This is a genomic window from Burkholderia sp. S-53 (genome assembly GCF_025560745.1).
GTDB classification, from domain to species: domain Bacteria; phylum Pseudomonadota; class Gammaproteobacteria; order Burkholderiales; family Burkholderiaceae; genus Burkholderia; species Burkholderia pyrrocinia.
The window spans coordinates 433478-446281 of record NZ_CP090482.1; the positions used below are offsets into that span (position 1 = coordinate 433478).

The 12804-nt window shown below is 62.5% G+C and carries 16 protein-coding genes; 10 read left to right on the top strand and 6 right to left on the bottom strand.

The window, feature by feature from the left end:
* The first annotated feature begins 60 nt into the window (after nt 1–60).
* From LXM88_RS01705 to LXM88_RS01750, 10 genes are all read left to right on the top strand, one after another.
* A complete protein-coding gene (locus tag LXM88_RS01705) occupies nt 61–747 on the top strand; it encodes a glutathione S-transferase family protein (RefSeq protein WP_262531453.1) in 687 nt (228 codons plus the stop codon).
* Between the two features lie 54 nt (nt 748–801).
* Nucleotides 802–1167, top strand: a complete 366-nt coding sequence (locus LXM88_RS01710; protein WP_262531454.1) for a nuclear transport factor 2 family protein — start codon at nt 802–804, stop codon at nt 1165–1167.
* A gap of 128 nt (nt 1168–1295) precedes the next feature.
* Nucleotides 1296–1439 (top strand): hypothetical protein, encoded by a 144-nt coding sequence (locus LXM88_RS01715; RefSeq protein WP_262531455.1) that lies wholly within the window; start codon nt 1296–1298, stop codon nt 1437–1439.
* A 45-nt stretch (nt 1440–1484) separates the two neighbouring features.
* Nucleotides 1485–1661, top strand: a complete 177-nt coding sequence (locus LXM88_RS01720) for a hypothetical protein (protein WP_262531457.1) — start codon at nt 1485–1487, stop codon at nt 1659–1661.
* Between the two features lie 196 nt (nt 1662–1857).
* On the top strand, nt 1858–2457 hold the full coding sequence (locus LXM88_RS01725) for a DJ-1/PfpI family protein (protein WP_262531458.1): 600 nt from the start codon (nt 1858–1860) through the stop codon (nt 2455–2457).
* A 1079-nt stretch (nt 2458–3536) separates the two neighbouring features.
* Nucleotides 3537–3830 carry a DUF6881 domain-containing protein gene (locus tag LXM88_RS01730; RefSeq protein WP_262531459.1) on the top strand — a complete coding sequence of 98 codons (294 nt, stop codon included), beginning with the start codon at nt 3537–3539 and terminating at the stop codon, nt 3828–3830.
* A gap of 168 nt (nt 3831–3998) precedes the next feature.
* Nucleotides 3999–4637 carry an alpha/beta fold hydrolase gene (locus LXM88_RS01735; protein ID WP_262531461.1) on the top strand — a complete coding sequence of 213 codons (639 nt, stop codon included), beginning with the start codon at nt 3999–4001 and terminating at the stop codon, nt 4635–4637.
* 142 nt (nt 4638–4779) lie between these two features.
* On the top strand, nt 4780–5304 hold the full coding sequence (locus LXM88_RS01740) for a pentapeptide repeat-containing protein (RefSeq protein WP_262531462.1): 525 nt from the start codon (nt 4780–4782) through the stop codon (nt 5302–5304).
* A gap of 397 nt (nt 5305–5701) precedes the next feature.
* The gene (locus LXM88_RS01745; RefSeq protein WP_262531620.1) at nt 5702–6769 is read left to right on the top strand and encodes a hypothetical protein; all 1068 of its coding nucleotides are present in this window, start codon (nt 5702–5704) and stop codon (nt 6767–6769) included.
* Nucleotides 6770–7149: 380 nt separating this feature from the next.
* Nucleotides 7150–7338 (top strand): hypothetical protein, encoded by a 189-nt coding sequence (locus tag LXM88_RS01750; protein WP_096476444.1) that lies wholly within the window; start codon nt 7150–7152, stop codon nt 7336–7338.
* 141 nt (nt 7339–7479) lie between these two features.
* Here LXM88_RS01750 and LXM88_RS01755 read toward each other — a convergent pair whose 3' ends face one another.
* Genes LXM88_RS01755 through LXM88_RS01780 form a run of 6 tightly spaced genes read right to left on the bottom strand, consistent with a single transcriptional unit; the run spans nt 7480 to nt 12440 of the window.
* A complete protein-coding gene (locus LXM88_RS01755; RefSeq protein ID WP_262531621.1) occupies nt 7480–7794 on the bottom strand; it encodes a high-potential iron-sulfur protein in 315 nt (104 codons plus the stop codon).
* 56 nt (nt 7795–7850) lie between these two features.
* Nucleotides 7851–8192 (bottom strand): cytochrome C oxidase subunit IV family protein, encoded by a 342-nt coding sequence (locus LXM88_RS01760; RefSeq protein ID WP_262531464.1) that lies wholly within the window; start codon nt 8190–8192, stop codon nt 7851–7853.
* 8 nt (nt 8193–8200) lie between these two features.
* The gene (locus LXM88_RS01765; RefSeq protein WP_262531466.1) at nt 8201–8908 is read right to left on the bottom strand and encodes a heme-copper oxidase subunit III family protein; all 708 of its coding nucleotides are present in this window, start codon (nt 8906–8908) and stop codon (nt 8201–8203) included.
* The gene (locus LXM88_RS01770) at nt 8905–9516 is read right to left on the bottom strand and encodes a cytochrome c oxidase subunit 3 (protein WP_262531467.1); all 612 of its coding nucleotides are present in this window, start codon (nt 9514–9516) and stop codon (nt 8905–8907) included. The genes LXM88_RS01765 and LXM88_RS01770 overlap by 4 nt, the downstream gene beginning before the upstream one ends.
* Complete coding sequence (ctaD, locus tag LXM88_RS01775) at nt 9513–11267, bottom strand: cytochrome c oxidase subunit I (RefSeq protein ID WP_262531468.1); 1755 nt, start codon at nt 11265–11267, stop codon at nt 9513–9515. The genes LXM88_RS01770 and ctaD overlap by 4 nt, the downstream gene beginning before the upstream one ends.
* 24 nt (nt 11268–11291) lie before the next feature.
* Entirely contained in the window at nt 11292–12440 is a 1149-nt protein-coding gene (locus LXM88_RS01780; protein WP_262531470.1) for a cytochrome c oxidase subunit II, read from the bottom strand.
* Between the last annotated feature and the right edge of the window lie 364 nt (nt 12441–12804).

The window sequence follows — 12804 nt, forward strand, 5'->3', positions numbered from 1 at the left end:
TCTGTTTCGAAAAATAGCACGGCGCCCTACATTTGTCTCACCGCAACGCAGAGATGAATCATGGAACCCAAACTCGAAGGAAAGATTGCCGCCGCCACCGGCGGACCCGATTCGGCCACGCTTGAAGTGTTCGCATTCGCGACGCCGAACAGCGTCAAGGTGCCCATCGCGCTGGAAGAGATGGGCGTCGATTATCGGCTCGTGCCGGTCGATCTGCGCCTGGGCGAACAGAAGACCGACGCGTTTCGGGCAATGAATCCCGATGCCAAGGTACCGGTGCTCGTCGACCGGTCGGCGCACGCGGATGGCCACATCGTGCTGAGCGAGTCGGCCGCGATCCTGGTCTACCTCGCGGAGAAAACCGGGCAACTGCTGCCGAAGGACGGGCCGCAGCGCGGCAAGGTGTTCGAACAACTCTTTTTCCACGCGTCAGGACTGAGCCCGGCATTCCTGCAGGCGTTCCGGGTGGCGATCCAGGCGTCGCCGGAGCCCGATGCGAAAGCGCGTGCGCTCGCGGACGTGCACCGGACGCTGGGTGTGCTCGATCAAGTGCTCGAACGCGCCCGATACGTGGCAGGCGATGCGTACAGCATCGCGGACATCGCGCACTTCGGCTGGATATGGCGCCATCAGGCGATCGGCGCGACCCTCGAACGCTTTCCGTCCGTGGCGCGCTGGTACGACGAAATCGCCGCGCGCCCGGCAGTCGTCACCGCCGTCGAAAAGACCCTGGCACTCGCGCGGTGACGCGACTGCGCGATCCGGCTATTCACTTCATTGCATTTATTCAGGAGAACGATGATGAGCGAGCGAATCCATGAACTGCTCGAGCGCAATCTGCAGGAAGTCTTCGGCGAGGGCGACGCGGTGCGCCGCCGTGCGGCGATCGAAGCGCTGTATACCGACGACTGCGTGCTCTACGTACCGCCCGGCACATTCGTCGGACACGACGCGCTCGACAAGTTCGCCGGGGATCTGCGCGCGACGCATCCTCATTTCGCCTATACCGCGCACGGCAAGCCGCAGGCGCTCCATAACGCCGGTCGGATTGCATGGGGCTCGGGCCCACGCGGCGAAGCGCCCGAATACACGGGTGTGGACGTGATCATCGTGCGCGACGGGAAGATCGCCGCGCTCTATGTGTTCCTCGATTCGGAGCCGTCGTAGGCGCGTGGCGGGCGGGTTGTTCGCCGAGTCGCGTGAAGTGTCTTGCGGATAATCCGTGAATCGCGACGTCGGCGGCGGCAGCGTCGGTGTCGTAGTGGATCGCGAACCGGACCGGATTGACGCCGTCGATGCGTGCAGCGTACCGGAACCATGCGGTGCGTGGCCGGGCGCTGTCGTTCTCCGACGACGAGGATGCCCATCTCGCCGCGATGGAAATCGGCAAGTTGATGGTGCGCGACGGCGGTGTGCCGGTCGATGCGCTCGCGCCGTGAGCCAGCAAGCTGGCCGAGGCGACGCTGGGCGCGCGTGCCGACGCCATGGCAGCCTATGGGCAGATGTGCGTCGATCAGGCGCTCAGGATCGTCGATCTCGCGGCGGCTGGCAGTTTCGGCTGCGATGCGGTGCTCGCGAGTGAGCTCGCGATGATGACGGCGGCGATGGGCTGGTTGGCCGAGCAGGAGGCGAACGGCGGCCGGGACCGTGGTCGCGGTTGACGAGCACGGCGCGGAGTTTTTTGGCGACGCGGTGGTAGAGGGCGGCGATGCGGAGTGAAAGAATGGCCTCGTAGCGGGATTCCGGGGAGCGCGATACCATTTGTCGACGTTCGGCCAGAAAGCGTTGTTCGCGCGATGCTTCCGGATTGACGGCTATCTGGTACGACGCTCCAACAGACTTCAGATACGGCTCCCCATGCACATCGCCATCCTGACCTTCCAGGGCTTCAACGAACTCGACTCCCTCATTGCACTGGGCGTCCTCAATCGAATCAAGAAGCCCGACTGGCGGGTAACGCTCTCATGCCCCGAGCATTCCGTTACGTCGATGAATGGCGTGACCGTCCAGGCGCAGTCGACGTTGGCGGATGCCAGCACGGCGGATGCCGTCATTATCGGGAGCGGCATTCAAACCCGGGAGATCGTCAACGACGCGGCACTGATGGAGCAGATCAAGCTCGATCCGGCCCGGCAGCTTATCGGGGCACAGTGTTCGGGCGCGCTGGTCCTGGCGAAGCTGGGTCTCCTCGACGGCGTGCCGGCCTGCACGGACCTTACAACCAAGCCTTGGGTCATCGAGGCTGGCGTCGAGGTCCTCAATCAGCCATTCTTCGCTCAAGGTAACGTCGCAACCGCCGGTGGCTGCTTTGCTTCGCAGTATCTGGCTGCGTGGATCATTGCACGCATGGAAGGTGAAGAAGCGGCGCAGAGCGCACTGCACTACGTTGCGCCAGTCGGGGAGAAGGAAGCGTATGTTTCTCGCGCGCTGTCGAACATCAAGCCTTATTTGCCCTAGCCTGGTAGATAAGGGCAACGCCTCCGTCGCAGTGAGCCGACGTTTGATCAGTGATTTGTCTCGTTTGCGAATGGCCGGTACGTAGAAAACCGACTGTCTCTTCAGGGGCGGCTTGAGCATGTCGCGGACGGCCTGAACGGCAACCGGGGGAGTTCGGCCAGGTCCGGTCATTCATCTCAACCCACTTGGGGACATTCGAGCGTCAGGTTTACCGCTGACAGCGGACCGTCGGCTGCTAATGGCCAGCTTCGCCGATGTGTGAAGTCGATCGGAGCGCCACGCTGATCGGCGCTCCGTCGGCGTTAAGGTATTCACAGGGCCATTGAGGCGAATGCAACAGTGGTTGTCGAAGGGTTGTCAGTTGCAACCATGCCTATTCGCGGTCCGGTAACAGGTGGTTCCGCCCGGGCCGTGAACCACGCCTTTGCCGTTCATCGTCTTCGCCTCGACGCCCCGGTTGGTCTTGGTCGTCCGCACACCATTCTGGTTCGTCTGGGACGTCCAGGCCCTACCCGTGTTCCGGTTATAGCCGCCGGCCATCTGCCCGTTGCCACAGACTGTCTCGCCACGGGCGTTCGTCGCACATTCTGCAAACGCGTTCGCGGACAGCATTACGCATGCCAGTACTATCAGAGTCTTCATGAACATTTCCCCTCGAGGGCCGTGGCAGCCGATGTACTCTCCGCGTCAATTGAATCTTGGCCCAAGGTGCCGGCCAGTATGGCAAACCGGCTGCATTGGATATTAGTTTAGGTCTTACGGGAGCATTTTCCTCCTCGAAGTAGCATTCACTCCGGCGAACTCGGGGCAAACGGCAGGCGATGCGATCGAAGCCGCAACTGCGCAGGAGCTTTGCGTGTTCGTCAGCGGATTTGTATCCCTTATTTTGATATCCGACACACGGCTGCCATGGCCCTACGGGGTGGCCGACGTGACAGCACGAGTGACCGTTGCACCTTTGGACGCGGCCCTCGAGCGATAGCAACCGCGCATGACCGGAGAGGGTCGGCAGCCGTCCGCCACATCCGGCGAGTGGCGGCCAAGAACTGCCGTTCGATCACTTCGCAATGGGAAGGGAAATGATTGCCATCGACGTCGCGTGGAAGCACGCCGTTGATACAGAACCGGTCCGTCTCGTTTCGGTGCTTGACCGTGATCGTTATGAGGTCCGCAAGCTCGAATTTTTTCGTGACGGCCGAGTCGGATTTGCCGACGAAACGAGGTCGTCGCAGGGGACGGAGCTGGGAACAGTGCCGGTGCCCTCGTTGGTCGAGATCAACGCGGATCAGGAGTTCGAGGCACGGGAGACTACGATGGAACTGTTCGAAACGCTATGGTCATGCCACGTGGCGCCTATCGACCACCTCGACTGAACTCGACAAGAAGCGGCGAGCCGATGACCTCGGCCAAATTACGATCAATCGGGCTGCCGCTGCACCGCGATGCGAGTGCAGCCAGTTGGCCCGATTCAACTGCCAGTCCGAACCATTCTGATGTCGCTACCGCTCATATTTCTCCCGGCAATGCCGTGCGATGGCCGCATGTATGCCGATCAGATCGACGCGCTCGAGGACCTTGCGTTACCGACTGTGCGGATACTGGCGCGTGCAACATTCGCCGAGAGTGCCGAGACGCTCCTGACATCGACAAGCGGCGACTTCATTCTGGCGGGTACGGCATACGGCGGGTGCTTCGCGATGGAAGTGCTCGCGAGAGCACCAGACCGCGTCCGCGGACTCTGGCTGATGAACTGTCAGCCGGGCGCTCATCCGGATCCGGATGGCGTTCGAGCGACCAGCCGGAGAATTCGCGCGGGAGAGCACGAGCGCGTCATTGCGGAGTTTGCCGAGAACGCAATTCCCGCATGCGACGGCACGTCACGGGCCGCGTTCATACAAATGGCTCGCGAAGCCGGTGCGGATCTGTTTGCCCGGCAATCGGACGCGACGCTGACACGTTCGGATCATTGGTCGACACTTGCATCAAGCAAGGTCCCCACGTTGCTCATCTGGGGCGCCGCGGATCGCTTCGTACCTGTCGACGTTGGCCGCCGCATCGCCGGCCTGATGCCACACGCGCGTTTTGAATCGATAGACGGATGCGGTCATTGCCCAACCCTGGAGCGGCCGGCGCCATGCACGGCAATCGCACGCGAGTGGTTGATCGAGTCGGTGCTTTAATCGTCGACAACCGACGCGACGGACGACGGCGACAAACGTCGACGACATTTGTTGACAAAACCGCACACGCTTGCAAACCATATTGCGGCAAGAGGCCAGATTGGCCGATTCCAGTCCGTGACGGCATCAACCATTCCGAATCGTGATCAGACTGAGCTACGAAGAATCCTGCCGCCGTCTGCAAGAACGGCACCTGGAGCCTGGCAGCGTCCCACCCATGCCCGATCGTTTGCCGCAGGCCGACGACGAACGACTTGGCGTCAGCTTCTTCCGCACCTTCCTCGGTGACGGCGAAAACATCTCGAACCTCACTTTGCCGCGGACGTTCTTTGGGCGTTCCGAAATCAATGACGTTCGCTTTTGCAACACCGATCTGACCGAATCCAACCTGTGCTGGAACGATTTCATTGATGTCGACTTTGCAGAAGCCGTGCTGGCGCGCAGCGACCTGCGCGCCAGCCTTTTCGAAAGAGTCAGATTTACCGGAGCCGACCTTTCGCACGCCGACTTGCGCGGATCCACATTCGTACGATGCGATTTCAGTCAGGCCGTCATGACCGGCGTCGTCATGACGCGGACTCAAGGGACAACGCTGGACTTGTCTGCAGCGCAGCGTCAGGAAATTGCGTGGACCGATGACGAAGGGGCCGAGCCGGCGGTTGGTTAACGCGATGTCATCAAGGGGCTGGTGTGTGACGACATGGCAACAGAAAGTCACGTTGAACCAGCCAGGGATCTCATCCGCGTTTCGATGCGTGTCGACACGTCCACTTGCAGTCAGGAAGAAGGCGCCCGTCGGATCCGCGCGTTTGTCGCGACGCAGATCGCGGCGGTCTGAAACATCGGCGCCCGGTTACCGCGCCGGTTTGGAAGGAGTTCAAAGGTAGCGCCGGGTTGGCGGTGGGTATTTGAACTTGCGCTATCCTCCAATTGCCGAGGCTTGCGATGCTCTGCCAATACGCGTGTCGTCCGTCCCGGTGCGAAACGTAGTGGCAATACTGACGCAACCGAAAAAGGGCTGACTCGAACGCGGTCATAACCATTCCAACAAAGGCAAAACAATGATGACTTCCAGCGATGGCCTGACCAGTCCGGCGCGGCTCCTGCGACTCGCCTCATGGGTGATTGCGATCGTCTTCGCCGTCTTTCTGAACATGCTCGGCAGTCTCGTGATTCGCGACATGGCGTTTGCGCCGAGCGGCGGGCCGCCCGTCATCGAGCAATTCGCCGATGCTCCGACGAAAGCGCGACTGGACGCAGCGCGGCGCGATCTGCAGGCCCAGCACGACAGGCTCGTCGAGAAGGCCGACACGATGGAGGTGGCGCGCGGACGCGCCGCGAAGGAGTACGCGGCCGAGAAAGAAAGTTTCCGCAACTGGCTGGCAACCCGCTCGGTGACGGGAGACAGTGCGAGGGACCCGGACATTCTGGCGAGAAACCACAAGCTCGATACGCTCCAGGCAGTGGTGATCAACTGGCAGCATCAGATCGATGCGATCGGTGACCAGCAGCGGGCACTGGCATCGCGGCAGGCTCAATTGGATACGCAAATCGCCGACGCGGACGCAGCAGCCGAAAAGCGCTTCGAAGCGGCGGCCCGGCATTACGAGTTGCAGGTGTTCGGACTGCGGCTTGCGCTGACGTTACCGATACTGCTGGTTGCGATCTGGCTGTTCATACGCTACCGCAAGGCACGCTACTGGCCTTTCGTGTATGGGTTTGGCCTGTTTGCACTGAGCGCGTTCTTCATCGAGCTGGTCCCGTACTTGCCGAATTTCGGCGGCTATGTCCGGGTCCTGGTCGGCATTGCGCTCACGGTATTCGCCGGCCTCTACATGATGAAGGCCTTTCAGCGTTATGCCGAACGCAAGCGGCTCGAATTGCAGCAGGACCAGGGAGAGCGCGCACGCACGATCGGATACGAAAAGGCCGTTCGTTCACTCGAAAAAAAGCGCTGCCCGTCATGCGACAAACAATGGAATCTCGGCGGTGACAACTCCACGTTCTGCGTGCATTGCGGATTGAGGCTCTTCAATGTATGCGGATGCGGCGGCCGGAATTTCTTCTTCTTCCCGCATTGCCATCAATGCGGTGCTGCGCAGGGGAATGAGGCGCCGGCGTCTTCTGATTGACGGTCAGCGTGTTTGCGGCACGCACATCGCTGGATGTACAAAAATCACGGGCTACCAAGCTGAGAAAAAGCCGGTGATAGAGAAACAGTCGCGAACATCAAGAGATTGAGTGTCTGTTTTGTGGAAAGTCGAGAGTCCGCTCCGGGTCGTCAGGCGTTTATCGCCGAGCGGGTCCTTTCGCCCGCTCCGGACGACCTTTGGCGCGACTGCGATCACGGAGGATGACGAATCGTCGAGCGCCGGATTTGCCAATACGGTCTCCCCGGCAGTTTCCCGACGTTCGTCGCACGCATGACGGCAGATCAATTCGACTGCCGGGGTTGCATCGGGAATCGTGGAGGCTAGACTGGAAGTTCCCCATGCAAACCATGGAGGGAGACATGACGACGATCTATGTCGTGAAGACCGGTGAGCAGTTCCTCTGCACCGGTGAGGATGGCGACATCGGCATGGCACCGGTGATTGACGACGCCATGTCTTTTCTATCGTATGAGGAAGCGAAAAAAGCGGCGAACGAGAACGCCGACCCCGGATACGAAATCGTGGCCGTCAACCTCACCGACCGCTGACGCGGAGTTCGTTGCTGGGCACCCGGTGACGGAGGGTCCCAGCAATTTTGCTTGCTCCGTGCGACAGGGTGTCCGGCTGGCTGCGTCCGGAATCCTCTGCTGAAAGGCTGGATCGCGCGTAAATCGGCCGCGCCGTCCCTGCTACGCCTTCTTCATATAGGCGCTGCACCAGCCTTTTGCATTGACCTGCTTGCCGCTGAAAATGGTGCACGGCGCCATCGCGACGCCGGTCTTGCCCTGGAAGAACTGGCAGTTCGCACACGCCTGGCCCGCCTGAAATTGCGGGAACTTCGCATGGTCGACCCGGCTTGCATCCGCCTTGTAGCCGAGCGCCTGGGCGTTTGCATCGGATTCCTGCACGGCACCGGCATCTGCGGCCGCCGCGCGGCGTCCGAATGCCAGCGCGGACGCCAGAACGGTGGTGGCTGCAATAAAACGTCGGCGTGAAAATTTCATCGTGTCCTCCTGCATGTGCGTATCGTTTGTCGCGTGCGGAACGGGCGGCGAAGGAATCAGTGGAAGAAGAGTTCCCGCATGCCGAACGTGTGATGCGCTTCGGCAGCCATCAGCACCATCAGCACCAGCAGGCACAGCGGCGGTATCAGGATCGCGTACACCAGCGCCAGCCGCTCCCACATCATGTGCATGAAAATCGACACGATCAGCCCGGCCTTGGCGATCATGAGCACCACGATCAGCACCCAGCGCAGCAGGCCCTGCACGTGGAAATAATCCACCATGTACGACAACGTGCTGAGGACGAACAGCAGGCCCCATATCTTCAGATAAAGGCCGATCGGATGCTGCTGGCCGTGCGCGGCGTCGGGTCGATCGGCGGAATCGGTGTGGTCCATGGCGTGCCTCACCACAAATAGAACAGCGCGAAGATGAACACCCACACCAGGTCGACGAAGTGCCAGTACAAGCCGGCAATCTCGACGATCTGGAAGTTGCCGTGCTCGGTGAAGCCCGGCCGCAGGATCTTGCGTGCGATCAGCAGCAGGTAGATCACGCCGCAGGTCACGTGAAACCCGTGGAACCCGGTGATCATGAAGAAGCACGCGCCAAACTGCGCCGCGCCGAGCGGGTTGCCCCACGGGCGGATACCTTCATGGACGATCAGCTTGGTCCATTCGAAGGCCTGCATCGACACGAAGGTCGCGCCCAGCAGCGCGGTCGCCAGCAACAGCGCGGCGGCGCGCGTGGCGTTGCGCCGGTAGCCGAAGTTGACGGCCATCGCCATGGTGCCGCTGCTGGTGATCAGCGTGAACGTCATGATGGCGATCAGCAGCAACGGCACGTCCACGCCGCCCACCGTGAGCCCGAACACCTTGGACGGATCGGGCCACGGCGCCGTGGTCGACATGCGCACCGTCATGTAGCCGATCAGGAAGCTGCTGAAGACGAAGGTGTCCGACAGCAGGAAGATCCACATCATCGCCTTGCCCCACGGCACCTTGAAGGCTTCGCGGTCGGCCGACCAGTCGGTGACGATGCCGCGCCAGCCGTCGGGCCCGGCGTCGGCGGGCGGGGGGGCAGCGGATTCGGTGGGGAGCGTGGGCGAGGTCATGGCGCGGCTCCATACAGCGGCCCGCAGATGGCGGCGACGATCGCAGGGGTGATCCACCACATCGCCGCCAGCAGCACGAGCCAGACAGCCAGCAGGAAATGCCAGTAGATCGCGCACAGCGCGATGGCGCGCTGGGCCCGGAACGGATCCGCGCGCCGCAGAAGCGCGATCGTCAGGGCCCAGGCCACCAGCCCGCCCAGCACATGCAATCCGTGCAGGCCGGTGAGCAGGTAGAGGAAGCTGTTGGAAGGATTGACGGCGACGGTCTGCCCGGCCGCCGACAGCATGCGCCAGGCGGTCAGTTGCCCGATCACGAACACGGCCGCCAGCACGCCGCCGGACACCAGCCACGCCGCACGGTGCAAGGTCATCTGCCGCGCGCGCTGCATCGCAAGGCTGGCCAGCACCAGCGCGCCGGTGTTCCACCACAGCAGCGCCGGATGCGGGATCGGCTGCCAGTCGGGCTCGCGCATGCGCATGCCATACGCGAGCAGCAGCAGCGAAAACAAGGTCGTCGCCACCGCCATGAAGACGATCAGGCCGATGCGGTTCGGATTCGGCACCACCGGTGGCGCACCGGGACCGAACGGGCGTGGCAGGGTGGTCATTCGCGTGCCTCGCCGGGTTGAAGCGTCGGGTGGGCCGTTTCAGGCGCCGTGTCGGGCGGCTGGTTCTGCGGGATGAAGTCTTCGTCGTGCCCCGGCGGGCTGTATTCGTATGCCCAGCGGTAGACGACGGGCGGCGCGGCGCCCCAGTTGCCGTGCACGGGCGGCGTTTGCGGCGTCTGCCATTCGAGCGTGGTAGCCCGCCACGGGTTGCCGTCGGCGCGCTTGCCGCGCACGAGGCTCCACGCGAGGTTGTACAGGAACAGCAACTGCGCGACCCCGACGAACAGCGCAACGACGGTGATGAACGTGTTGAGCGTCTGCGCCGAATGGGGAATGAAGCTGTAGCCCTCGTACGCGTAATACCGCCGCGGCATGCCCAGGATGCCGAGATAGTGCATCGGGAAGTAGATCGCATAGGTGCCGACGAAGGTGATCCAGAAGTGCGCGCGCCCGAGCGTATCGTCGAGCATGCGGCCCGTCACCTTCGGATACCAGTGGTAGATGCCGCCAAAAACGACGAGGATCGGCGACACGGCCATCACCATATGGAAGTGCGCGACCACGAAATACGTGTTCGACAGCGGAATGTCCACGCTCACGTTGCCGAGGTAGAGCCCGGTCAGCCCACCCAGCACGAAGGTACTGATGAAGCCGATGGCAAACAGCATCGGCACGGTCAGGTGGATATCGCCGCGCCACAGCGTCAGCACCCAGTTGTAGACCTTGAGGGCGGTCGGGACGGCGATGATGAGCGTGGTGGTGGCAAAGAAGAAGCCGAAGTACGGGTTCATGCCGGCGATGAACATGTGGTGCGCCCAGACCACGAAGCTCAGCACACCGATGATGATGATGGCCCACACCATCATCCGGTAGCCGAAGATGTTCTTGCGCGCGTGCGTGCTGATGAGGTCCGACACGATGCCGAAGGCCGGCAGCGCGACGATGTAGACCTCCGGATGCCCGAAGAACCAGAACAGGTGCTGGAACAGCAGCGGGCTGCCGCCGGCATGCTTGAGCGTCTGCCCCATCGACACCACGGCCGGTATGAAGAAACTGGTGCCGAGCGTCCTGTCGAGCAGCATCATCACCGCCGACACGAACAGCGCCGGAAATGCCAGCAGCGCCAGGATGGTCGCGATGAAGATGCCCCACACCGTAAGCGGCATGCGCATGAGCGTCATGCCGCGGGTGCGCGCCTGCAGCGTGGTGGTGACGTAATTCAGGCCGCCCATCGTTGCCGCGACGATGAAGATCGCGAGCGACACGAGCATCAGCACGATGCCCCATTCCACGCCCGGCGTACCCGGCAGGATGGCCTGCGGCGGATACAGCGTCCAGCCCGCGCCGGTCGGTCCGCCCGGCACGAAGAAGCTCGCGGTCAGCACCAGCACGGCCAGCAGGTAGACCCAGTAGCTCAGCATGTTGAGGAACGGGAACACCATGTCGCGCGCGCCCAGCATCAGCGGGATCAGGTAGTTGCCGAAGCCGCCCAGGAACAGCGCCGTCAGCAGGTAGATCACCATGATCATCCCGTGCATCGTGACGAACTGATAGTAGTGGTTGGCGTCGATGAAACTGAACTTGCCCGGAAAGCCGAGCTGCAACCGCATCAGGTCAGACAAGACGAGGCCGACCAGGCCGATGGCGATGGCCGTCAGCGAATACTGCACGGCGATGACCTTGTGGTCCTGGCTCCAGACATAGCGGGTCCAGAAGCTCTGCGGGGCGTGGTCTGTGTGCGTGTAGGGCATTGCGTGTGCTCCGCCGGGGATTCGCTAGGGATTCGTTGCGCTGCTGGCGGCCGGACCGCCCAGCGACTTGATGTAGGTCACCAGCGCACCCAGTTCCTGCTCGCTCAGGTCGAAGGTCGGCATGATGGGCGAGAAGCCCTTCACGACGCGTGCCTTCGGGTCGCGGATGAATGCGCGCAGATAGGCTTCGTCCACCTTCGCGGTGCTGCCGTCGGCCATCGTTTCGGTCTTGCCGTACAGGCCTTTCCAGGTGGGGCCCACGCGCGGACTGCCGTCCACGGTATGGCAGGCGATGCAGCCCTTGGCCGCCGCGAGCGTCTTGCCCTGGTCGGCAAGCGCCTGGGCGCTGCCGCCGGTCGCGGCTGCGGCCGCCTGCACCTTGGCCTGCTGTCGCTGCGCGAACGTGCTCTGCTGCGCCAGCCAGCGCGAGAACGATGCCTGGTCTTCCACCACCACCACGCCGCGCATGTCGGAGTGCCCGATACCGCAAAGCTGGGCGCACAGGATGTCGTACCGTCCTGCCTTGGTCGGCGTGAACCAGAAGGTGGTCACCATGCCGGGCACCATGTTCATGCGCGCACGGAACGGCGGGACGTAGAAGTCGTGCAGCACGTCGCGCGACCGTGCGAGGACCTGGATCGGCTGGTTGAGCGGCAGGTGTACCTCGGGCGTCTCGATCAGGTAGTTGTCACGGCCGTTGGGGTCGCCGGGGTTCAGGCCAAAGGGGTTGTCGTTGCTGATGTAGCGCACGTCCGTCGTGCCCAGCTTGCCGCCGGGGCCGGCAAAGCGGAAACGCCATTGCCATTGCTGGCCGAGCACCTCCATCTGCAGCACGTTGCGCGGCGGCCGGACGTAGTCCGCGTAGACGAATAGCCCCGGCGCCAGCAACGCGGCCACGCCCACCGAGGTCAGGCCGATCAGCCACCACTCCAGCCGTTTGTTGTGCGGCTCGTAAGCAGCACGATGTCCGCTGCGGTGGCGGTAGCGCAGCAGTGCGATCACGATGAACAGGTTGATTGCGATGAAGAGTGCGCCGGTAATGACGAGCGTGATCGTCAGCATGTCGTCCATGCGCACCCAGTTCGACGCGATCGGCGTGATCCACCAGGGACTGGCAAAGTGAAACCCCACCGCCAATATGATGATCAGGGTCAGGGCAATCGCAAGCGCCATTAGCCGCCTCGCTGCGTGTCACTCGTCGGAGCCGCCAACATGCGTTCCTGGCGTCGTGGTGCCGCGCTGCCGTATTTCTTATTGTTTTTGCCGGCAGTCTGCCAGGACCGATTCGCCAGTCGTCGTAAGCGGTTCTAAGGAAAAGGTAGTCCTCTCCTCTGCATCGTGCAAGGCAGCGCAACGGGGACGCGCGCCCCGTGGACGCATCGCGCGAATGGAGGAGTCACTTGTTGCGATGCAATGCAGAACGACTGCCTCCAGCATGCGTTGTCGAGGCCGCCGTTTCGCAAGGGCACCGGGTGTTCCGGGTCTGTTCACGTGTGCGACGTGCGTACGTCGCACACGTGAACAGACCCTGTCGGAG